This window comes from Massilimicrobiota sp. mt181 (assembly GCF_055420065.1).
Map to the genome: position 1 here is coordinate 46277 of NZ_JBVAYN010000003.1, position 21094 is coordinate 67370.

General features: G+C 31.9%; 20 protein-coding genes and 1 other annotated feature. Of the genes, 2 read left to right on the top strand and 18 right to left on the bottom strand.

The window, feature by feature from the left end; genetic code table 11:
- Positions 1–23: 23 nt before the first annotated feature.
- The 9 genes from ACZYT4_RS02585 to ACZYT4_RS02625 form a co-directional block, all read right to left on the bottom strand.
- A complete protein-coding gene (locus ACZYT4_RS02585; RefSeq protein ID WP_463782094.1) occupies positions 24–719 on the bottom strand; it encodes a dihydrofolate reductase family protein in 696 nt (231 codons plus the stop codon).
- 207 nt (positions 720–926) lie between these two features.
- Entirely contained in the window at positions 927–2279 is a 1353-nt protein-coding gene (gene rlmD, locus ACZYT4_RS02590) for a 23S rRNA (uracil(1939)-C(5))-methyltransferase RlmD (RefSeq protein ID WP_463782095.1), read from the bottom strand.
- A 35-nt stretch (positions 2280–2314) separates the two neighbouring features.
- The gene (locus tag ACZYT4_RS02595) at positions 2315–3025 is read right to left on the bottom strand and encodes a hypothetical protein (RefSeq protein ID WP_463782096.1); all 711 of its coding nucleotides are present in this window, start codon (positions 3023–3025) and stop codon (positions 2315–2317) included.
- A 57-nt stretch (positions 3026–3082) separates the two neighbouring features.
- Positions 3083–4513, bottom strand: a complete 1431-nt coding sequence (gatB, locus tag ACZYT4_RS02600; protein WP_463782097.1) for an Asp-tRNA(Asn)/Glu-tRNA(Gln) amidotransferase subunit GatB — start codon at positions 4511–4513, stop codon at positions 3083–3085.
- The gene (locus tag ACZYT4_RS02605; RefSeq protein WP_463782098.1) at positions 4503–5945 is read right to left on the bottom strand and encodes an amidase family protein; all 1443 of its coding nucleotides are present in this window, start codon (positions 5943–5945) and stop codon (positions 4503–4505) included. The genes gatB and ACZYT4_RS02605 overlap by 11 nt, the downstream gene beginning before the upstream one ends.
- Entirely contained in the window at positions 5942–6232 is a 291-nt protein-coding gene (gene gatC / locus ACZYT4_RS02610; RefSeq protein ID WP_463782099.1) for an Asp-tRNA(Asn)/Glu-tRNA(Gln) amidotransferase subunit GatC, read from the bottom strand. The genes ACZYT4_RS02605 and gatC overlap by 4 nt, the downstream gene beginning before the upstream one ends.
- A gap of 11 nt (positions 6233–6243) precedes the next feature.
- Positions 6244–7314, bottom strand: coding sequence for a CamS family sex pheromone protein (locus ACZYT4_RS02615; RefSeq protein ID WP_463782100.1), 1071 nt, complete (start codon positions 7312–7314; stop codon positions 6244–6246).
- Positions 7311–9299: an NAD-dependent DNA ligase LigA gene (ligA, locus tag ACZYT4_RS02620; protein WP_463782101.1), complete on the bottom strand. Its 1989-nt coding sequence runs from the start codon at positions 9297–9299 to the stop codon at positions 7311–7313. Before ligA ends, ACZYT4_RS02615 begins: the two co-directional genes overlap by 4 nt.
- 138 nt (positions 9300–9437) lie before the next feature.
- On the bottom strand, positions 9438–11585 hold the full coding sequence (locus tag ACZYT4_RS02625; protein WP_463782102.1) for an ATP-dependent helicase: 2148 nt from the start codon (positions 11583–11585) through the stop codon (positions 9438–9440).
- Between the two features lie 140 nt (positions 11586–11725).
- Here ACZYT4_RS02625 and ACZYT4_RS02630 point away from each other — a divergent pair, with 140 nt between their 5' ends.
- Positions 11726–12595, top strand: coding sequence for an ROK family protein (locus ACZYT4_RS02630; protein ID WP_463782103.1), 870 nt, complete (start codon positions 11726–11728; stop codon positions 12593–12595).
- A gap of 28 nt (positions 12596–12623) precedes the next feature.
- Here the strand turns inward: ACZYT4_RS02630 and ACZYT4_RS02635 are convergent, their stop codons facing one another.
- The 9 genes from ACZYT4_RS02635 to murC all read right to left on the bottom strand — a co-directional run bounded on the left by ACZYT4_RS02635 (position 12624) and on the right by murC (position 20791).
- Positions 12624–13541 carry a bifunctional riboflavin kinase/FAD synthetase gene (locus ACZYT4_RS02635; protein ID WP_463782104.1) on the bottom strand — a complete coding sequence of 306 codons (918 nt, stop codon included), beginning with the start codon at positions 13539–13541 and terminating at the stop codon, positions 12624–12626.
- A complete protein-coding gene (gene truB / locus ACZYT4_RS02640) occupies positions 13541–14377 on the bottom strand; it encodes a tRNA pseudouridine(55) synthase TruB (RefSeq protein ID WP_463782105.1) in 837 nt (278 codons plus the stop codon). Before truB ends, ACZYT4_RS02635 begins: the two co-directional genes overlap by 1 nt.
- A gap of 55 nt (positions 14378–14432) precedes the next feature.
- Positions 14433–14801, bottom strand: a complete 369-nt coding sequence (locus ACZYT4_RS02645; RefSeq protein WP_463782106.1) for an FKBP-type peptidyl-prolyl cis-trans isomerase — start codon at positions 14799–14801, stop codon at positions 14433–14435.
- 9 nt (positions 14802–14810) lie between these two features.
- Positions 14811–16037: a tyrosine--tRNA ligase gene (gene tyrS / locus ACZYT4_RS02650; RefSeq protein ID WP_463782107.1), complete on the bottom strand. Its 1227-nt coding sequence runs from the start codon at positions 16035–16037 to the stop codon at positions 14811–14813.
- A 35-nt stretch (positions 16038–16072) separates the two neighbouring features.
- Positions 16073–16271: a binding site (T-box leader), on the bottom strand.
- 41 nt (positions 16272–16312) lie between these two features.
- Positions 16313–17566 carry a chloride channel protein gene (locus ACZYT4_RS02655; RefSeq protein ID WP_463782108.1) on the bottom strand — a complete coding sequence of 418 codons (1254 nt, stop codon included), beginning with the start codon at positions 17564–17566 and terminating at the stop codon, positions 16313–16315.
- Between the two features lie 27 nt (positions 17567–17593).
- Positions 17594–18613 carry a LacI family DNA-binding transcriptional regulator gene (locus tag ACZYT4_RS02660; RefSeq protein WP_463782109.1) on the bottom strand — a complete coding sequence of 340 codons (1020 nt, stop codon included), beginning with the start codon at positions 18611–18613 and terminating at the stop codon, positions 17594–17596.
- A 2-nt stretch (positions 18614–18615) separates the two neighbouring features.
- Complete coding sequence (locus tag ACZYT4_RS02665) at positions 18616–19098, bottom strand: YtxH domain-containing protein (RefSeq protein ID WP_463782110.1); 483 nt, start codon at positions 19096–19098, stop codon at positions 18616–18618.
- An 18-nt stretch (positions 19099–19116) separates the two neighbouring features.
- The gene (locus tag ACZYT4_RS02670; protein WP_463782111.1) at positions 19117–19416 is read right to left on the bottom strand and encodes a DUF948 domain-containing protein; all 300 of its coding nucleotides are present in this window, start codon (positions 19414–19416) and stop codon (positions 19117–19119) included.
- Between the two features lie 64 nt (positions 19417–19480).
- The gene (gene murC / locus ACZYT4_RS02675; protein ID WP_463782112.1) at positions 19481–20791 is read right to left on the bottom strand and encodes a UDP-N-acetylmuramate--L-alanine ligase; all 1311 of its coding nucleotides are present in this window, start codon (positions 20789–20791) and stop codon (positions 19481–19483) included.
- Between the two features lie 129 nt (positions 20792–20920).
- Between murC and ACZYT4_RS02680 the strand changes: the two genes are divergently transcribed.
- Entirely contained in the window at positions 20921–21058 is a 138-nt protein-coding gene (locus ACZYT4_RS02680; RefSeq protein WP_463782113.1) for a hypothetical protein, read from the top strand.
- The last annotated feature ends 36 nt before the right edge of the window (positions 21059–21094 follow it).

Here is a 21094-nt window from a genome sequence, read left to right on the forward strand (position 1 = left end):
TCATTATCTCCATAAATTCCAATTTATCCCTTTACTTTGTATTTTAGTTGAACATAAGAATTATATAGTTGATTACATTCAATCAGTTCCAATGCTTTTAATTTATTTAATTCATCTAAACGACTAATAGCTTCTCCATCAATGAGAGTAGATACATCTTTACCACCAACTAATAAAGGGGCAATGACTATATTAACGTAATCAATTAAATTGCTTCGTAAAAATAACCCGTTAAGACTTCCACCAGATTGAATTGTTAATCTTTCAACATTATATTGACTATATAAATCTTCTAATAATTTTGTTAGGTTCAATTCATCATAATATAAAATATCTAAATTGTTATATTTTTTGGTCAAAGAATATGCGATATGTTTTTGATTTGTTGTCGCTAATATTAACTTTTCTACCCAATTACAAATATAATCAATTCCATTTTCATTCAAATGTGGCTTATTATCAATAATGACAAAATTAACTTTTACTTTTTTATGATATTCTTTTCTATGATTAACACCAATTTTAGCCATAACTCTACCCGTATTTAATGAAAAATAATCAGTAGTAGCTTCTATTTCATAATACTGATGCAATCCCTCTCTAACACCATCGATTTGACACCAATCTTTATCTGCGTCTAATTCATCAGTATTTCCACTACTGATCTTACCATCAAGAGATTCTAACATAAATAAAGTTGTTATTGGTCTTGTTTTCATTTTATACTATTTCTCCTAAAAATTATATATTTCTCTTTTTATAAATCATAACATATTTCTATTTCAATTCATATATGCCTTTCATATTCCCTTCATTTCTCAAAAAAATCATAATAGAATCCAATAAAAAACTGCCATTTTGATAATGACAGTTATGAAATCATAAATATTTAAATGTTTATTGTACAAATACAGCAAGAAAATAATTTAATCATTTTTTTGAAGCAAAACTATGTTTTCTATATGAAAACTTTGTGGGAACATATCAACAGGTTGACATTGAACTGCATGATAACCATTCTTTTGAAGAAAATCAATGTCACGAGCCTGCGTTGCGACATCACATGATATGTATACAACTTTTTTTGGTGCAAGCAATAACAACTGATTTAAAAATAATTCAGAACATCCTTTTCTTGGTGGATCTACGAAAACCACATCAATAGGCTTTCCTTTTTTCGCAAAGTCAACCATAAATTCACCGGCATCCTGACAATAAAATTCAACATTGTCAATGTGATTTCTTTTGGCATTTTCTTTAGCATCAATAATTGCCTGATCAATGATTTCTACACCATAAACGCGATGAACATGCTTTGCTAAAGATAATGATATCGTTCCAATCCCACAATAGGCATCAATCACTTCATCTGTTGGTTGAAGATTCGCAAAATCAATCGCCTTTTGATACAAAACTTCTACTTGCATTGGATTGATCTGATAAAAAGATTTAAGTGATATGCGATAAGTATTTCCTAATAGGACATCCTCAATATATCCTTCACCATCTAAAATAGAAACCTCATCTCCAAGAATCACATTATCATGACGAGGATTATAATTTTGTACAATTGTTTTTAACTCTGGAAAAGCCTTCTTTAAAGATGAGACAAGATATTCTTTTTGATGAATTTTGCGATGATATGTAATAAGAACAAGCATAGCCTGTTGTGTATGATATGCATATTTAACAAGAATATGTTTCATATTTCCTGTATGTTTTTCTTTATCGTAGGCAACTTCATGAACTTCCTCTAATAACTTTCGTGTATATTGCACTATCTGATTAGATAATTGATTTTGAATATAACAGTGATCCATTGGAACAATTTCATTACTATGCTGCTTATAAAATCCAGTAACCAAATGTCCATCCGCATTTCCAACTGGGACTTGTACCTTATTACGATAAAACCATGGATCATCCATCATCAGACATGGTTGTACTTCAACATGACAATGACCAATCTTCAATAGTGTATCAGCAACTCTTTTCGTTTTAAATTGTTGTTGTGCCAAAGCATTAAAATGCTGCAAATGACATCCTCCACATTGTTTGAAAATAGGACATCTTGGTGTTTGACGAAGTGGACTTTCCTGATATAATTCAATCAATCGTCCTACCGCATAATTTTTTAGAACTTTTATAATTTTGACTTTTCCTACTTCATCTAAAAGCATGTTCTTGACAAAAATTGGAACATTCTGATATTTAACAATTCCTTGTCCATCATGTGTATAATCTACACATTTGGCTTCAATATATTCATTTTTTTGCATAGACGCCTCCTATAAAAAAACGAGCAAAGCTCGTTTTATTCTTCATCCGTTAATGTTTCTTGTGCCTGTTTGGCAGTTTCTTCATCTTTTACTGAAGCTAATGTGTATGAGAAATCATCACTTTGAACATTTTTTGTTCCATAAATTGGAAAGTCTTCACTATCAGTAGAAGTCATAAAAACATTAACTTCATATTGTGTGACTCCATCAATAGTTCCAAATAAGCCACTATATTTCTCATCATCGGCTTTTTCTAATCCTACCATCCCATCCAAAGTCTGTACAGTTTCTTCAGCAATTTTTTCTGCATCTTCTGTATCCATACCTGCTTTAAACACAATATCCAGCTTTAATTGACGACATTCAGTCGAAAGTGTCATTGATTCAATTTCATCGTATTTTTCTTCCATTGTAGAAACAGTAGAATCTCTCTGATCTTTAGAAATGGTCTGCATTCCTTTGCAACGATCACCATAAACAGGACCATTATTAAAAGAAAGAATCAAAATATAAATACCAAATGCCACAATTAATGCTCCAAATAAAATTAATAAATAATGCCACCACTTCATGACAAACTTTTTCTTCTTTTTTTTCATTGGCAAATCTTCCTCATCATACTCTTCTTCATCTATAGATGTTAAAGTTTGATTTTCTTTTTTTATTTCTAAATCTTCAAGATATGATGAAGGTTGATAATCATCCTGAATATCATCTTCATCATCAAAATGAAATTTTTTTACCATGATTTTTTCACCTACTTTTCTCTATTGTAACAAAATTCATGAGTAATGTATAGAATATTATTGTTTTCTTTTTTCTAATTCCTTCATCAACAATTGATTTGTCTTTTGTGGATTCGCTTGTCCATTTGTTTTTTGCATAACCTGTCCTACTAAAAAACCGACAATTTTTGTCTTTCCCTGACTATATTCTTTAATTAAATCAGGTTGATAATCAAGAATTTCATCAATAACTTTCATCAATATATGGTCATCATTAATTTGTTGAAAATGATATTCTTCTATCACTGAAACAGGATCTTTGTGTTTTGTCATCATAAGTTCTAAAACCTGTTTAGCTTGTTTTGTTGAGAGTGTCTTATCTGCTACAAAATGCATCAGTTTTGCGAAATCCTCTACATGCAAAATAGCATGTATGGATTGATGGCTTTTATTTAAATAAGATAAGACATCTCCAATAAGCCAATGACAAACCAATTGATAATGAGGACAAATTTGTACAGTCTGATTATAAAAATCAGATAACTCTTTATGATCAATTAAAATACGCGCATCATTATAAGAAAGTTGATATTGATTGATATATATATCTTTTCTTTGTTTTGGTAACAATGGTAATTTATCTTTGATTTGTTGAATCCATTTGGAGTCAAGCTTTATCGGTAAAATATTAGGTTCAGGATAATAACGATAATCAGCTGTTGTTTCTTTATTACGCATAGCAACCGTTGTTTGTGTTTTTTCATCAAAACGTCGTGTTTGTTGTAATATAGGTTTTCCATCCAACAATAATGCAGTTTGGCGTTGAATTTCATAATCAATAGCTTTTTGAACATTAGATAATGAATTCAAATTTTTAATTTCAACTTTCACACCATATTGTTGGCTTGTTTCAGGTTTTAAAGAAATATTGATATCACATCGCATAGATCCTTGCGCCATAACAGCATCTGAAACATCCGTATATATAAAAAGATATCTCAACGCTTCTAAATAGGCACAAGCCTGTAAACTATTTTTTATTTGAGGTTTCGACACAATTTCAATAAGTGGTATACCAGCACGATTGTAATCTATTAAAGATTCATCAGAAAGATGCGTTAGTTTTGCAGTATCCTCTTCAAGATGTAGACGTTCAATATCGATGCGCATATTCTCTTGATTGACATCAATTTCAATATAACCATGACTTCCAATTGGATGATAGTGTTGAGTTATCTGATAACCTTTAGGTAAATCAGCATAAAAATAATTTTTGCGATCAAAAGATAACAAATCTTGAATATCCATATGTAAGGCGTGACAGACTCTTATTGCCATTTCCACGGCTTTTTGATTCACTGATGGCAAAGTTCCTGGCATTGCCAAATCAATAGCATGAACTTGTGTATTGGGCTTTTTGCCAAAACTAACTGGTGCTGAAGAGAACATTTTAGATTTTGTTTTCAACTCACAATGAACCTCAATACCAATGACTGTTTCAAATTTCAAAATGATCACCTCGCACATACTGATTTTTAAATGGCAAAACATTTTCCAAAGCATAAGCACAGTTCAGTACAGTCTGTTCTTCAAATAATCGTCCAGTCAAATTGATAGCAACTGGCATATCATCAACAAAACCACAAGGCAAAGTCAAACTAGGCAATCCCGCTAGATTAGCGAGAAGCAGCTGTGCATCAACAAGTGATGAAGATTTTTTCATAGCATCTTGGATATGTGGCGCAATGCTATCACTATTTAATGATATGATTAAATCATAGTGTTGAAAAATATGATTCAGTTCTTCTACAATCAATCTTCTCACTTTTTGAGATTTCCTAAACATTTTTTCTTGATTTTCTTCTTTTAAAACAAGCATTCCTAAAATAAAACGTTGTTGTGTACTTTTGGTAAATCCACGACTGCGTGATTGAATCACTATATCTTCAATACTCTTTTCATCTTCTCGCATTCCATACTTAATTCCATCAAGACAAGCATGATTGCTTGTAGATTCACCATTGGCAATAATATTATAGACAGGAACTAATGATTTTAAATATCTTTCAGGAAAATCAATTTCATCAACTTTAGCTCCCTGCTGTTTTAACAAGACAACCATATCATCAAAAATCTTTTTCATTTGTAAATCTGTTAATGAATCATAGATATTTTTGAAAAAAGCGATTTTTAAATGTGAAATATCCAAAGAAAGATGATGAAAATATCGTGGTACAGATTGAAAAGAAGATGTCATATCGCGATGATCATGTCCTGAAATATTTTCCATCACTATTGCCATATCTCGTACATTACGTGTTAAGGCTCCTATTGTATCTAAGCTAGAAGCATAAGGAATGAGTCCATAACGTGAAACTCTTCCCCAAGTAGGTTTCATGCCAACAACACCACAATATCCAGCAGGTCGGCGAATAGAATCCCCTGTATCACTTCCCAAAGCAAAAGGAATCAGGCCACTTGCAACAAGCGCAGCTGACCCTCCAGAAGATCCACCAGCAATTCTAGATACATCCCATGGATTGTAGACTGGTCCAGTAAGAGCAGTCATATTTGTAAAACCCATACCTAATTCATCCATGGAAGACTTCCCAATCAGACAGCATCCTTGTCTTTCCAATAAATCCACCACATGGGCATTATATGTTGGAATATAATCTTCTAGCATTCGACTAGATGCGGTTGTATATATATTTTGAGTACATAAATTATCTTTAAGAACATAAGGTATTCCACTTAAAATATTTTGAAAATCAGCATTTTTTAAATCTTTTTCAGCTTTCCCAAATGTCGTATAAGCAAATGCATTTAAACGTTTTTGCTGAAATTGAGCTTCTTTATAAATTTGTTGATAATAATCTTTAGGTTCAACTTTTCCTGATTGAAAAGCATCATGTAATGATTCAATACTATAAACTTTCATGAATTCACCACCTTAGGAACTTTCACCTGTTGCTCTTGAACTTCTTTTGCATTTTTTAAAACATCATCAACTTCCATAATATCTTCTACATCATCTAATCTTAAATAATAATTTTGACTCTCAAAAGGAAAAACCAAAGGCTCAACACCTTCAGTTTCAATATCCTCTAAAATTTGAATTTGATCCATAAAATCTTTATATGCATCTATCAAAGATGGCATATCTTCATCACTTATAGATAATCTGGCATCATAAGCCAACTGTTTTAAAAATTCAATATCTTTCATATTGTCATCCTCTAATATAAATAGTAACTCTTCACATCTTGACCACTATCTTTGATGATAACTGCATTTAAGTCATCTTGAGAATAAACCAAAACTTTAATATCAAAATCTGCTGAAAAACGAGTATTGACTCCATCAGCAATAATAGAAGACAAATACATTAACTCAGTTGCAGTCTTCACATTAAGATTTGCCTCTATAACCATTGACTGAATATTACCATTTTGATATCTGGCTGTTCCAACTAGTCCTGCTGCTTCAGTCGCTGCATCTTTTAAATTCGTTTTAATAATATTAAATTCATTAGCAGTTGTTGCATCTATTTCCTGAGCACGATCACTTTCAAAAAGAACAGTTTCAAAATTGACTTCTTCACTTTGTCCATAAGAACCATTACAATATGTTTTTAAAACATAATGACCATTAACCGTACTTGTCGTTAAATCCGTTGCCTGATAAATAGCAATCAAAACAGGTAAACCTTTGAGATTTTTAAAATCTTCATGAGATTGAATAATTTCATATAATTTTTGACTACATTCACGTCCATAATTCAAAATAGATTGATCATCCATCTGTGTATCTAAACGATTATTGTCTGCATCACGAGGATCAATCACTATCGCAAAAGAAGCACCTCTTAATGTATATTTATCACCTGATTTTTCCCAGAAATCCTGTTCTTGAATATTTTGAACCATAACAGGATCTTTCACATCATTAATTGTTGTTCCAGAAGCTGGTTGCAATGAATTATCATTATTACGTTTAACCATTTCTTGTTTTAAAGATAACTTCAAATATTGACCTTCACTCATATAATAATCAGAAGTTGAAAAATATTGTGATGATAAAATTTGTAAATCTCTACCAATTGTTGTAAAGTCCGATGTTGAACCATAATCCAAATAAAAATCTTCTCTTAATTCACTATCTTCAAATTTCACAATATTATAGTATGTATCATCAAAAGAATCCATAGAGGCAGTATTATTGCTTGTTTCTTCTTGGACAGTTTCCTGTGAAGATTGACATCCTACCAGTAACAAAGCGACCATCAATATACATATGAACTTTTTCATAGATCTACCTCCTCTTTAAACTCAGCTTCACTTAAGACTGTGACCCCAAGTTCTCTTGCTTTTTCTAATTTACTTCCGGCATCTTTACCACAAATGAGGTAATCTGTTTTCTTTGATACACTTCCTGTTACATTTGCACCTAAACGAGCTAAATATTCTTTAATTTCTTTTCGCGTCATTAATTCTAAAGTTCCTGTAACACATACTGTTTTTCCATTAAAAATACTTTCTTGTAATAAAGATGTTTCTTTTAAATAATTCATATTCAAACCAATTGTCTTTAAATGTTCCAATAATTCTAAAGATTCTGGTTGACTACGGAAACGATTAATGGACTGAACAATTGTCTCACCAACATCACGAATAGACAAAAGCTTTGCAGTTGAGGCATTTAAAAGTGCATCCATACTTTTAAATTCTTTAGAAAGATTATCCGCCATTTTTGCACCAATACCTTTAATTCCTAAACCAAATAACAATTTTTCCATTGAATTCTTTTTACTTTTTTCTATAGCTTCTAATAAATTATCCATCGACTTTTTCCCAAAGCCCTCAATTTCAATAATTTCTTGTTCATGTTCTGCCAAGCTATATATATCTTCAATAGAACGCACAAATCCTAAATTATAAAACTGTTCAATTATTTTTTCTCCCAAGCCTTCGATATTCATAGCATCACGAGAAGCAAAATGAATAATACGTTCTATTTTTTTAGAATCACAATGATCATTCATACAATAATAAGCTGCTTCATTATCTTTTCTAACAAGTGGTGAACCACAATATGGACATTCGTGAATCATTTGAAATTCTTTTTCTGTGCCATTACGTCTTTCTTTTAAAGAACGCACAACCTCTGGAATGACATCACCCGCTTTGCGAATCACAACATAATCTCCAACACGAATATCTTTATGAACCACATTATCTTCATTATGTAAAGTTGCTCGTTGGACTGTACTTCCTGCAACACGTACAGGCTCCAAAACAGCATTTGGTGTAATTTGACCAGTTCTTCCAATTGTAAAAATAATATCCTTAAGTTTTGTGACCACTTCTTCAGCTGGGAACTTATAAGCAATCGCCCACTTTGGAACTTTGGCCGTATATCCTAATCTTTCCTGCCAGGCTAGATTATTGACTTTAATGACAATACCATCAATTTCATAAGGCAATGATTGACGTTTCTCTGTCATTTCTGTAATGAAGCTCCAGACTTCTTCAATATTGGCACAGACACATGTCATAGGATTCACTTTAAAACCAAGTTTAGCAATATAATCCAATGCTTCCTTATGCGTCTGACAACCCACTTCTGAAGCTGTAGGAACCATATACAAAAACGCATCTAATCCTCTCTTTGCAGCAATACTTGAATCCAATTGTCGAACACTTCCAGCTGCTGCATTACGTGGATTTGCAAATAAAGCTTCTCCAGCATCCTTTCTTTGTTTATTCAACTGTTCAAAAGATTTTTTTGGCATGTATATCTCTCCACGCACTTCAAAATCTCCTTTATAATCAATAGACAAAGGGATAGATTTAATTGTTTTAACATTATGTGTAATGTCTTCTCCAACAGTACCATCACCGCGAGTAGCACCATAACTTAAATGGCCATTTTCATAAACCAGTGAAACAGCCAGTCCGTCTATTTTTAATTCACAAACATATTCAACCTGTGGGAAAACATCTCGAATACGATCATCAAACTCTCTCAGTTCATCTTCATTAAAAATATTTCCTAATGATAACATCATTCTTTGATGTGTAACTTTCTGAAATCCTTCTAAAACTTCTCCGCCTACCCTTTGACTAGGAGAATCAGGCGTTATCCATTCAGGATGTTTGGCCTCAATACTCTGTAGCTCCTGCATTAAACGATCATACTCTTGATCTGAAACTGTTGGATTATCCAAAACATAGTATTGATAATTATATTCATTTAATAATTGTTTAATTTCATTCAATCTTTCCAATGTCATTTTACACACTCCATTCACCAGCTCATTATATCAAAAAATAATCATGAATAAAATAAAAACATCAAAAATCATCACCCAAAATATACCCATTTTTCACATCATTTCAAAACAAAAAAACAATCAGAAAATTTCTGATTGTTATGATGATAAACGTTTTAAAGATTTGTGTTGCGCCATTAAAGTTTTGATACCATAAGGCATTGAAAATGCAATATCCAAAGTTTGTCCCTGAACTTTCACTATCACACCTTTACCAAAAACATCATGTTCAACAAGGTCCCCCTGTTTCCAATCATGAATTTCATTATCACCAATCATTTCATCCACTGATGGACCCATACGTACAAATTTTTTAGTTTTAAAAGGTGATGGTTTCCCTATATGTTCGACATGATCTGTCCCAATTTCATCAATAAATTGTGATGACATTTTAGGAGAATTCGTCATATAGTTAAATCCCTGACTATCTGTTAGATATAAACGTTTCTTTGCTCGGGTAAAAGCAACATATGCTAATCTGCGTTCTTCCTCCATGCCATCTTCTCCTTCTTCTGAAACACTTCTAAAACTTGGAAAAACATCTTGAGAAAGCCCAACAACAAAAACATAGTTAAATTCCAGACCTTTGGCCATATGAATACTCATTAATGAGACATATTCATCATGTGTCATATCATCCTGAGAAGTATATAAAGCAATATCTTGCAGATAACTTTCAAATGTTGCAGTATCTGGATGCGTATTCATATATCCAGCAATGGAATTCTTTAATTCCATAATATTTTGAATACGATTTTCATCTTCATCATGTCTTAACATTTGAAAATATCCAACATCTTTCATAAGACTTTCAAAAACATCAGCTAAAGCTTGACGAGATTGTCTGGCCTTTTCTATAGATGATACAAATTCAGCAATAGCCTTCTTCACTTTTCCTTTTAATCCAATCTCCTCACTATATAAACATACGGCTTCATAACAGCTGATACCATATTCAATAGCTTTTAATTGAATTTTCTCTAATGTTTTTTGTCCAATACCACGACTTGGTACATTAATAATACGCTCAAAAGATAAATCATCCATATTGACCATTAAACGTAAATAACTTAAAGCATCTTTGATTTCCTTACGATTAAAGAATTTTAATCCACCAAAGATTTTATAATCAATCTGATGCTGAATCAACTTTTGTTCAAAAGGTCTAGAAAGATAGTTTGCTCGATAAAGAATCGCAAAATCATGATAATTAACTCCATCAACATGATGAATAATATCTTCTATTGTCTGACAAACATATTCTGCTTCTGATTCTTCATCAGCAGCCGAATAATGGACAACTTTATCTCCTTCTTCTAATTGTGTAAATAAATCTTTTTCTAAACGATTTTTATTTTTTCTAATTAAATTATTTGAAATATCTAGAATCGTTTTGGTTGAACGATAATTTTGATCCAAAATGACAGTTTTGACATGAGGATAATCCTTATCAAAATTCATGATATAATTGACATCTGATCCTCTAAAAGAATAAATTGTTTGATCTGGATCACCAACCACACATAAAAGAGACTGTTGTGATAAAAGATGAATAAGTTTATAATCAATACTTCCTACATCCTGAAATTCATCAACATGAATATATTGGAATTTCTGTTGCCATATCTGTAAAATATCAGGATATTTTTCAAACAGTTCTACTGTCTTCAACAAAAGATCATCAAAATCCAGCATAAAATGTTCTTCTTTATATTTTTCATATTCACCATAAGCTAATGCTTTTTTTTCTTCACCAACAAAGCCATCAGCCATTTGATATGCTTTTTGTGGTGAAACTTCAGCCATCTTACAAGCTGAAATATAATGAATACAACTTTTAACACTAACAGCTTTACTATCGATATTTTTTTCTTTAAAAATCTTTTTCAATAAAGATTTTTGATCTTCTTCATCCATAATAACAAAATGATGAGGATAATGAAGAGCATGAATATGCTGCCTTAATATCCTTACACATAGAGAATGGATTGTGCACAGTAACGCTCCTGAAGCATACTCACCTAATAAATCCACAACTCTTTCTCGCATTTCATTAGCGGCTTTATTTGTAAAAGTAATGGCTAAAATATGACGTGGTTCAATCCCGACTTCCTCAATCAGATAGGCAATACGATATGTTAAAACACGTGTTTTCCCACTTCCAGCTCCTGCAATAATACGCAAATGAGATTGAAGATAAGTTGCTGCTTCTTTTTGTTTGGGATTTAATAATTTATCTAAATCCATCATATCACATCCTCTCAGTCTAAACATTATAACATAATTACTCAAAAAAGAAATCTTTTCACCAATAAAAAAATGATTTCAACATTAAAGATTGAATTGAAATCAAAACAATGAAATAATAAATAAGAGAGGTGACACATATGTATTTAAGCATAGATATAGGTGGTACATACACAAAATATGGATATTATCAAGATAACGGTAACTGTATAAAAAAAGATAAAATGAAAACAATCAAAACAAATAAAAAAGATTTTTATCAAAGTTTAGAACCGTTGATCACACATGATTTAAAAGGCATAGCCATCAGCATGCCTGGACTTATTGATAGTTTGACAGGTTCTATTCATAGCATTACTTTGCTTCCTTTTTTCAATCAGACTTCCATCTGCCATGACTTATTTCAAAAATTTCATCTTCCTGTTACCGTTCAAAATGATGCCAAATGTGCAACTTTAGGGGAAATGTGGAAAGGTTGTCTCCGTGATGTTGATAATGGTTTTATGCTTGTACTAGGCACAGGTATTGGTGGAACCATAATCATTCATAGAAAAATATTAGAAACCCAGCATTTCAAAAGTGGCGAAATTGGTTCTTTTCTCATTCCTCAAAAAAATATGTATTCTCATTTTGGAAGAGAATACAATGCTGTGAAACTCATTCATGACCTGAGTCTTATACTTCATTGTCCTGATGATGGAGAAATCGTTTTTCAACAATTATCATCTTCACAAGAAGCCATCCAGCATTTTCAAAATTACTGTCAACAGATTGCTGTTATGATCTATAATCTTGATTATCTCTTGGACCTTGATGTGATTGCTATTGGTGGAGGAATAAGTGAACAACCTCTCCTGATTCAAACAATCAGACAGGAATTTTATAAACTGCGAGAACTTTATAAAGAGGATAACCACGAACCTATAATAAAAGCCTGTCAATTTCAAAACGAAGCCAATTTATTAGGTGCATTATATCATCATATTCATTTTAAAAGAAGTTCTGATTGAATGATAAACACATTCCAGAACTTCCTTTTTATGATTCAAAATATTTTCTAACATATTGACAATCATGTTGTAATTGATGAACTAATGCCTCTTTAGAAGGAAAAGTTTGTTCTTTACGTATAAGTTCGTAAAATTCAACAAAAACTTCCTGACCATAAATATCTTCATCAAAATCTAAAATATTAACCTCAAGAGATGCCTTTTTTAATGCATGAAAAGTCGGATTATATCCAATATTACACATTCCCATATAACAATTTTCCTGAACATATACTTTTACAGCATACACACCACCACAAGGTAAAAAATAAGATCCATAATCAATATTGGCAGTAGGAAATCCTAATTGATGTCCAATTCTACGGCCATGTATTACTTGTCCATGTATCGTATAACGACGCCCTAATAGCTCATTCAAATCTTTCATTCGACCATCTTTGAGATGTTGACGAATACGGGAAGAGGAAATCTTTTCCCCTTTATATATCACTTCATCAATAATACTTGTATCAAAATTTTTATTTTCTAGTAACGTCTGTGTTGTTCCCAGATTTTGACAGCCAAAGCGAAAATCAAATCCACAAACAACATGGCGTACACCACAGTTTATCAGATATTTTTGAATAAATGCATCAGGAGATAAAGCAGAAACATTTTTAGTAAACTCAATGACAAATAAATAATCAAAACCTCTTTCTTCAAGAATCTTTTGACGATCCAAAAGCGATGTCAAATAATGTTCTTCTTTAATTTTACCTAATACATAAAGTGGATAATGATCAAAAGTCATAAGAGCTTTGCGATAGTTCTTTTCTTGAGCCACACGTTCAACTTCATTAACTAGGGCCATGTGTCCCACATGTAAACCATCAAAAAAACCTAGTGCAGCAACAATTGGCTCACAAATTTGTATATTTTCATGTTCTTTTAAATAAATAACCTTCATTAAAACAACCCTCTTACACTTTTCAAATAACCTTGACCATCCGGCTTGTAAACCGCAAGGACTTTTCCTTCTTGATTGCAGACAACAACTTGATGATCAATATCACTTTTTATTTTTTTACCATGATAAACAATATTTTCATTATCAACAAAATAATGATCAAAATGAGCAAACGCTTCTTCTAAACTCATCAAATGATAATGGCCTTCTTCAATTTCTTCAATGCTATAACAATCCTGAATATGAAAATTTCCTGAAGATAGTCTGATTAAGTTTGTCATATGAGCAGGATAACCTAGTTTTTTCCCTATATCAACGCATAAAGAACGTATATATGTTCCTTTAGAACATTGGACTTGTATTGTTATGTACTGATTTTCTTGAGAAATGCATTTAATATTTTTAATAAATATTGATCGTGGTTGAATCTCAACGCTTTCCTGATTTCTAGCATATTCATAAAGTTTTTTTCCATTCACCTTAATTGCAGAATAAATCGGTGGCATCTGTTCTTGTGCACCTAGAAAAGATGAAAGGACTGAATCTACATTTCCAACGCCACAAAATTCTTTTTCTTCTACAATCTTTCCACTCGCATCATAAGTATCCGTTGCTATTCCCAAACATAGTGTCGCTTGATATTCTTTTTCTTCACTCATGAGAAACTGTAAAGCTTTGGTTGCTTTTCCAATGCACAACACCAAAACACCTGTTGCATCAGGATCCAATGTTCCACAATGACCAACCTTTTTTGTATGCAAAATCTTTCTCATACGATTCACAACATCATGACTTGTCATTCCAGCTGGTTTATTGATCAATAATATTCCATCCATCTTTAAACCTCCCTAATGAGAAATGACATATAAAAATGAGTCAAAAGACTCAAATTTATTGAATTTCTCGATATATTTTATGAAGTGTAATATCAAATGTCGCTTCTTTCCCTGCAAGTTCTTCTGTATAATTTTCAGGGAAAGTTACAGTAATTGTTTTTTCTTCATTCAATTCCATGCCAACAATTCCATCTTCGAAACCATCAATCATAGTGTCTGATCCTAATTTTAACTCATAACCTTCTGCAGTTCCACCACTAAAAGCCACACCATCGATTTTACCTACAAAATCAATATTCACATAATCACCATTTTGAGCAACTGCTTCCTGATTTTGTGTATTGTTATTTTGTGTCTCAGAACTTTGAGATGAACACCCTAAAAGCATGACCAATGCTATAAAACTTCCTAGTACTTTTTTCATCTTAGCCTCCTATTTATGATTAATGACATAATAATTCTTTTTTCCACGTCTAATAACAGTCGCCTGTTTTCCAAAAGCATTTTCTTTTTTTATAACAAAGCCTACATCTGTAATCTTTTCACCATTGACAAGGACAGAACCCCCTGTAACAAACTGACGTGCCTCACGATTAGATGAAGCAGCTCCAACTTTCACTAAAGCATTTAAAATTTGTGTATCTTCCTCTAAATCCACACTTGGAACACCATGGAAGCAAGATTGAACTTGTTCTAATGTTAAGTTTTGTATTTGCCCTGAAAATAGCATTTGACTAATATTTAATGCTTCTTCATAAGCTTCTTTTCCATGAATAAAAGTAATTACTTCTCTCGCAAGAGCTTTATGCGCTTCTCTTAAATGTGGTTGTTTTTTATTCTTTTCTTCTAATTCTTCAATTTCTTCTTTTGATAGGAATGTTAGGAATTTTAAATAATCAATGACTTTATCATCTTCTGAATTAATAAAGAACTGATACATTTCATATGGTGATGTTTTTTTACGATCCAACCAAATCGCATGACCATTTGTTTTACCAAATTTTGTACCATCAGATTTTGTTAGTAAAGGCATTGTAAATCCATAAGCCTCTTTTCCTGTTTTCTTTCTAATCAATTCAATACCAGCTGTAATATTTCCCCATTGATCTTGACCAGCCACCTGCATTTGGCAATCTTTATTTTCATATAACCAATAAAAATCCATGGCCTGCATAATCATATAAGAAAATTCCGTATATGTAATTCCTAAATCTAATCTTCTTTTAACAATATCTTTATTCAACATATAGTTAACATTAAAATATTTACCATAATCTCTTAAAAAATCAATGAAATTTAAATCTTTTGACCAATCATAGTTATTGACAACTTCAAATCCAAATAAATCCTGTGCTTGTTTTTTCAAACATTCAAAATTATGTTGAACTTCTTCTTTAGTAATCATCGGTCTTTCTGTATCAGGTTTTGGATCCCCAATCAAACCAGTTGCTCCACCAACTAATAAAATAGGATTATGTCCTGCATCTTTTAATCGTTTACTAATTAAAAATGATGAAAAATGCCCAATATGTAAACTATCACCCGTTGGATCAGTTCCAATATAAAAAGTCATTCCTCCATTATTTAATTTTTCTTCAATTTCAGGCGAACTGACATCTTTAATCAAACCACGCCATACCAATTCATCATAAATTTTCATTTCATATCCTCCTTATAACAAAAAAGAGAATTCATCAAAAGGACGAATTCTCGCGGTACCACCTTTATTTATGCTTATGCATACACTCATGATTGATAACGGTGTTGCCACCGGCCAAGCTTTGCACTTAGCTGCTCCAAAGTGTATTCATTATAAACAATGATCTATTTCCACCAGCCATAGATTCTCTATCTTCATCCATTTATAACTACTTGTCTTCTTCAACGCTTATGTATATAATATTAAATTTTGTGATTGAAGTCAACTCAAAAATATCACTTTGCATTCTGATTAATAAATTCAACAGAAGTTTTTGAATAGACAATCTTTTGTGCCTGATATAAACTAAAGTATCCTGATAATACATAACAGAATGCAACAACAATAGCCATAGCCGTTAAATATTGAATGCCAAACATCTCTGCGCCAAGCATCAGACTTGTCAGAGGAGAATTAATAACGCAACAGAACATACCTACAATGCCTATAGCTCCTCCTAAATGAGGATCAAAACCAAGTAGTAAGGCTAACATATAACCTAAAGTAGAACCAATTACAAAAGTTGGCACGATTTCTCCACCTTTAAATCCAGAACCTATTGTGATTGCAGTAAAAATAGCCTTTAATAAGAAATCATATGGCAAAACTTGCCCATAGATAGCTTCATCAACAACTTCCATACCGGCACCCAAATAACGCCCTTGAAAAATAAAGACTAATAATATCAGTAATAACGATCCCACAAGAACACGGATATAGGCATTTTGAAAATACTGATGAAACCACTTATGGCTATAATGCATCATCAAAACAAAAATGATTGAAAAAGCAGCAATAATCAAAGCAAAAGCAACAAGTCGAACACTCATCAATGGCGTTAATTGGAAAGAGGCTGTTAACGTATAAAAAGTGGTTTGACAACCAAATAACTGCGCAATTCCAAATGAAATCAAACTGCTGCATAAACATGGAACGAGTGCAGCATAGTAAAAAACACCAACACTGACAACTTCCATAGAAAAGAGTGTTGCTGTTAAAGGTGTGCCAAAAAGAGCAGAAAAAACAGCACTCATCCCACACATGATCAGTATAGACATCTCTCTTTGATCAGCATGAATAAATTTTCCAAAGGTAGTTGCTAAGGAACCACCTATCTGTAAGGCAGCCCCTTCCCTTCCACTGGAACCACCAAACAAATGTGTGATGACCGTTGCCAGAAAAATAGCTGGTGCAAGTAAAACGGGCACTTTATCTTGCTGACGAATGGACTGGATAATCGTATTCGTTCCTGGTTCATTGCTTAAATGAACAAGTCGATAAAGATAGACAATCATAATACCACCTATTGGTAACCCAAAAACAATCCAGGAATGTGCCAAACGAAGTTGCGTCACATAATCTATTGATAAATGAAACAATGCTCCAACAACACCACAAACACTTCCTAAAACCAAAGCTATCGCTATCCATTTACATACAAAACATATATTTAATTTTAAATCCATAAAAAACTGTTTCACATACATCATAAATCCCCTCTTAAAAAAACTTCTAAATTACTTAGAAGTTTCTTTTGTTGTTGCTCGTGGCATTAATAAATGCTGTATCACAACTTCTTTATTCTCAATGTCTTCTTCATTTAATATTTTTGTTAATAATCTGACAGCTAAAGCTCCCATATCATAAACAGGAACATGGATTGACGTTAAAGAAGGACGACAAATCTGTGCATAACTTGTATTCATCATTCCTATAACTTCCATATCATCAGGAATATGTATTCCATTATCAACCGCAGCATTGACAACAGCGACAGCTTCTTTATCATAACTTGTAAAAACAAGCTGATGTTTATGATTTTTGAAATATTCTAAGAATTGTGGGTAGCTTTTTTCATAATGTGAAGAAGTATGGACAACTTGCTTTTCAGAATCAAAAGTTAATCCATATTTCTGATAAGCTTCTTGAATTCCTACAATCATTTCCTCTATATTAATTAAATTTTGTTTTGGCGAAACAAATAAAATATCGCTTTTTCCTGCTGATAAATATCTATCAATGACTTCATAAGCTATTTGTCTTGCATCAGCAAAAATAGAACCCATATAATCTCCAGAAACACATGTTCCAATCACAACAGCAGGTATTTTATATTTATTAACCAGTGCAATTTCTTTTTCAATTTCTTCATTATTAAACAAAATTACACCATCAGCACGAGATTTCACAACTTTTTCAATAACAGTTTCAATAGGATTCCCATCTCCAATTTCATCTGTTGTATAAATACTGACATTATAATCTAATCGACGACTGGTATCGCCAATCCCACCAATCATATCTTTAACATGGGCAAATAGTGATTGAGGAAAGACAATTGCAATCGTTGTTGTCTTACTTGTGGCAAGACCTCTCGCAATTTGGTTAGGTTTGAAATCTAAACGTTGAATAGCATCAAGGACTTTATCACGTGTTTTCGGTTTCACAACACTTGAACCATTAATAACACGTGAAACTGTTGCCAGAGAAACCCCCGCTTCTCTAGCAACATCATAAATCGTTACATTCTTCCCCATAATTAATCTTGAATCTCTTCAATCATTTCATCAAGTTTTTCTTCAACATTATCGATTTCATTTTCAAAAGCTTCCAGATAATCATCATCAGCTGATGAATCTAAAACCTTTACTTTCACTTCTTCAATTTTTTCATTAACTTTCTTTGTGAGATCAACAACTCCATCACGAATTGTCATATATTGATCACTGTCTTTGACCTTGACAGCAAAATCTTCTAATTTTGCTTCTAATTCAGTCAGTTTATCTCTTGTTGTTGCTTTAAATTCATCCATATCAAATTCATCAACAGATTTTTTCACTGTTTCAATTGTTTGACCAAGTAAAGCTTCTACATCTTCTTTTGTCATATTTTTAAGATTATCATAAGCTTTTAAAGATTCACGTTTAATATCTTCTCTTAATTCACTTCCTTTTTTAGGTGCTAATAGTAACCCAGCAATAGCCCCTATTCCTAAACCAACAATAAATTTTCCAAATTTCATTTTTCTCACCTTTCTTTTCTATTTTTTTCTTCTAATGAAAGAAGTTAAAAAACCTAAAATACCAAACAAACCAGATCTCATACCACCCTTTGAAAAGAATCCGCTTACTAATTCAACAGGAGCGTTGAGCATATTCATTTTATTATTGATGTCATCTAAAATATGATCAACTTTTTGAATAGTTGCTTCCAGCATTGTCATCAAAACAGTGGCTTCTTTGACAGCTAGAGACATTCTCATAAATAATAAACCTAAGCTTAAAAGAGCAAATGCACCTGATAAAATCAAAATGCAATAGCATATTAACTGTGCGTTCATAAATTCTCCTTTCTGCTAATTTTCCATATTATAGCATATATCCATTATGTTGGAAATATTGCCATTAATGTTCTTCTTTATATGCAATAACCTGATCTTCTAATTTATATATATCTTTACTGCTCATAAATAGAAAGACAACATCATCATATTGACTTAATAACTTAACAGCAGCTTCATCTTCGTGAATGACCTGAGCACGAGGATTATATTTGGCAATATCATAGATATCAATATCAATTCCAGGTTCTTTTTTTGCATTTTCTGGAAAATGAACAAAAAATGGATAATCAGCCAAATCCATAGCTTCCGCAAACTCTTTCGCAAATCTCAATCCTCTAGAAAAACGATCTGGCTGGAATACTGCTACAATTTTTTTGTGTGGATAACGGGAACGTGTAGCTTCAATCACATATTTGATGGCTGTTGGGTGATGCGCATAATCATCCACATATACATTATTCCCAACTGTCTTCACTGTATAACGACGTTTTACACCAGTAAAAGTAGAAAGTCTTTTCTGAATATATTCAGCACTCATGTTTTCTAAATATCCTAATGTAATAACAGCTAAAGAATCATATAACATATGCATACCATAAAATGGTAAAGCAAAATGTCCAAACAAATCTTTATGAATATAAACATCAAAAGATAATCCATGATCATTATTGATAATATTTTTTGCAATAATATCATTTTGTTCACCAGTTCCAAACTTTAAAACACGTTTTTTATAATGGAGATGTGGTAAATGTGGATCATCACCCCAAATAATCACAGTATCTTTCACCTGATTTGCATATTGCTCAAATGACTTTTCATACTGTTCCATAGATTTAAAATAATCAACATGATCCATCTCTATATTATTAATAATTGCATATGTTGGATAATAATGTAAAAAATGATCCTGATATTCACATGTTTCAGCAATAAAGTATTTGCTATCTTCAACAGCATGTCCAGTTCCATCACCAATCAAAACAGAAGTCTTATCAAAATCCTTAAAAAGATGATAAGCCATACCTGTTGTTGTTGTCTTGCCATGTGTTCCAGCAATACCAATAGAAATATACTGATCCATCAAATGACCTAAAAAATCATAATAAGTATGCGTTTTGACATTTGGATTACTTAATGCTTCTTTAACTTCTTCATTAGTATCATCAAATGCATTCCCTATAATCACATCATAACCATCTTTAATATTATTTTTATCAAAAGAATAAATAGGTATGCCTCTTTTTCTTAATTCTTCCTCTATAAAAATATATTTATCAATATCACTTCCAGCAACTTCATATCCTAAATCATAAAGAATAGTTGCCAGTGATGCCATTCCAGATCCTTTAATACCAATAAAATAATACATAATTCCATTTCACCTCGTCTTTTATTCTAGCATAAATTTTAAAAAAAGTATTCTCTATCCAATGAATTTTTCATATTTTTTTCTAATTTTACACAAACTAATGATGTCAATAGAAAGAAAGGAGAAATTATGAGTCACAAAAAAGCAAAAAACAAACAAAGACAAAATCATTACAAAGGATATAATCAAAATCAGCAGGCCTCTCATAGTGCCGAGGATAGTTTGATGAGTGAAAAATACAAAGAAAACTCTAATGCTCAAGAATAAGAAAAAGAAGCTATGGACAGGGGCGGTTCAGCGCAC

Excerpts from the sequence above, each read along its gene's own strand:
- ACZYT4_RS02630 (WP_463782103.1), top strand. The coding sequence starts at position 11,726 with ATGTATTTAAGCATAGATATAGGTGGTACATACACAAAATATGGATAT.
- ligA (WP_463782101.1), bottom strand. The coding sequence starts at position 9,299 with ATGACATTGGAAAGATTGAATGAAATTAAACAATTATTAAATGAATAT.
- murC (WP_463782112.1), bottom strand. The coding sequence starts at position 20,791 with ATGTATTATTTTATTGGTATTAAAGGATCTGGAATGGCATCACTGGCA.
- ACZYT4_RS02585 (WP_463782094.1), bottom strand. The coding sequence starts at position 719 with ATGAAAACAAGACCAATAACAACTTTATTTATGTTAGAATCTCTTGAT.
- ACZYT4_RS02680 (WP_463782113.1), top strand. The coding sequence starts at position 20,921 with ATGAGTCACAAAAAAGCAAAAAACAAACAAAGACAAAATCATTACAAA.
- ACZYT4_RS02635 (WP_463782104.1), bottom strand. The coding sequence starts at position 13,541 with ATGAAGGTTATTTATTTAAAAGAACATGAAAATATACAAATTTGTGAG.
- ACZYT4_RS02660 (WP_463782109.1), bottom strand. The coding sequence starts at position 18,613 with ATGGGGAAGAATGTAACGATTTATGATGTTGCTAGAGAAGCGGGGGTT.
- ACZYT4_RS02625 (WP_463782102.1), bottom strand. The coding sequence starts at position 11,585 with ATGGATTTAGATAAATTATTAAATCCCAAACAAAAAGAAGCAGCAACT.
- ACZYT4_RS02670 (WP_463782111.1), bottom strand. The coding sequence starts at position 19,416 with ATGAACGCACAGTTAATATGCTATTGCATTTTGATTTTATCAGGTGCA.
- rlmD (WP_463782095.1), bottom strand. The coding sequence starts at position 2,279 with ATGCAAAAAAATGAATATATTGAAGCCAAATGTGTAGATTATACACAT.
- ACZYT4_RS02645 (WP_463782106.1), bottom strand. The coding sequence starts at position 14,801 with ATGAAAAAAGTACTAGGAAGTTTTATAGCATTGGTCATGCTTTTAGGG.
- tyrS (WP_463782107.1), bottom strand. The coding sequence starts at position 16,037 with ATGAAAATTTATGATGAATTGGTATGGCGTGGTTTGATTAAAGATGTC.
- ACZYT4_RS02615 (WP_463782100.1), bottom strand. The coding sequence starts at position 7,314 with ATGAAAAAGTTCATATGTATATTGATGGTCGCTTTGTTACTGGTAGGA.
- gatC (WP_463782099.1), bottom strand. The coding sequence starts at position 6,232 with ATGAAAGATATTGAATTTTTAAAACAGTTGGCTTATGATGCCAGATTA.
- ACZYT4_RS02595 (WP_463782096.1), bottom strand. The coding sequence starts at position 3,025 with ATGGTAAAAAAATTTCATTTTGATGATGAAGATGATATTCAGGATGAT.
- ACZYT4_RS02665 (WP_463782110.1), bottom strand. The coding sequence starts at position 19,098 with ATGAAATTTGGAAAATTTATTGTTGGTTTAGGAATAGGGGCTATTGCT.
- ACZYT4_RS02605 (WP_463782098.1), bottom strand. The coding sequence starts at position 5,945 with ATGAAAGTTTATAGTATTGAATCATTACATGATGCTTTTCAATCAGGA.
- truB (WP_463782105.1), bottom strand. The coding sequence starts at position 14,377 with ATGGATGGAATATTATTGATCAATAAACCAGCTGGAATGACAAGTCAT.
- ACZYT4_RS02655 (WP_463782108.1), bottom strand. The coding sequence starts at position 17,566 with ATGATGTATGTGAAACAGTTTTTTATGGATTTAAAATTAAATATATGT.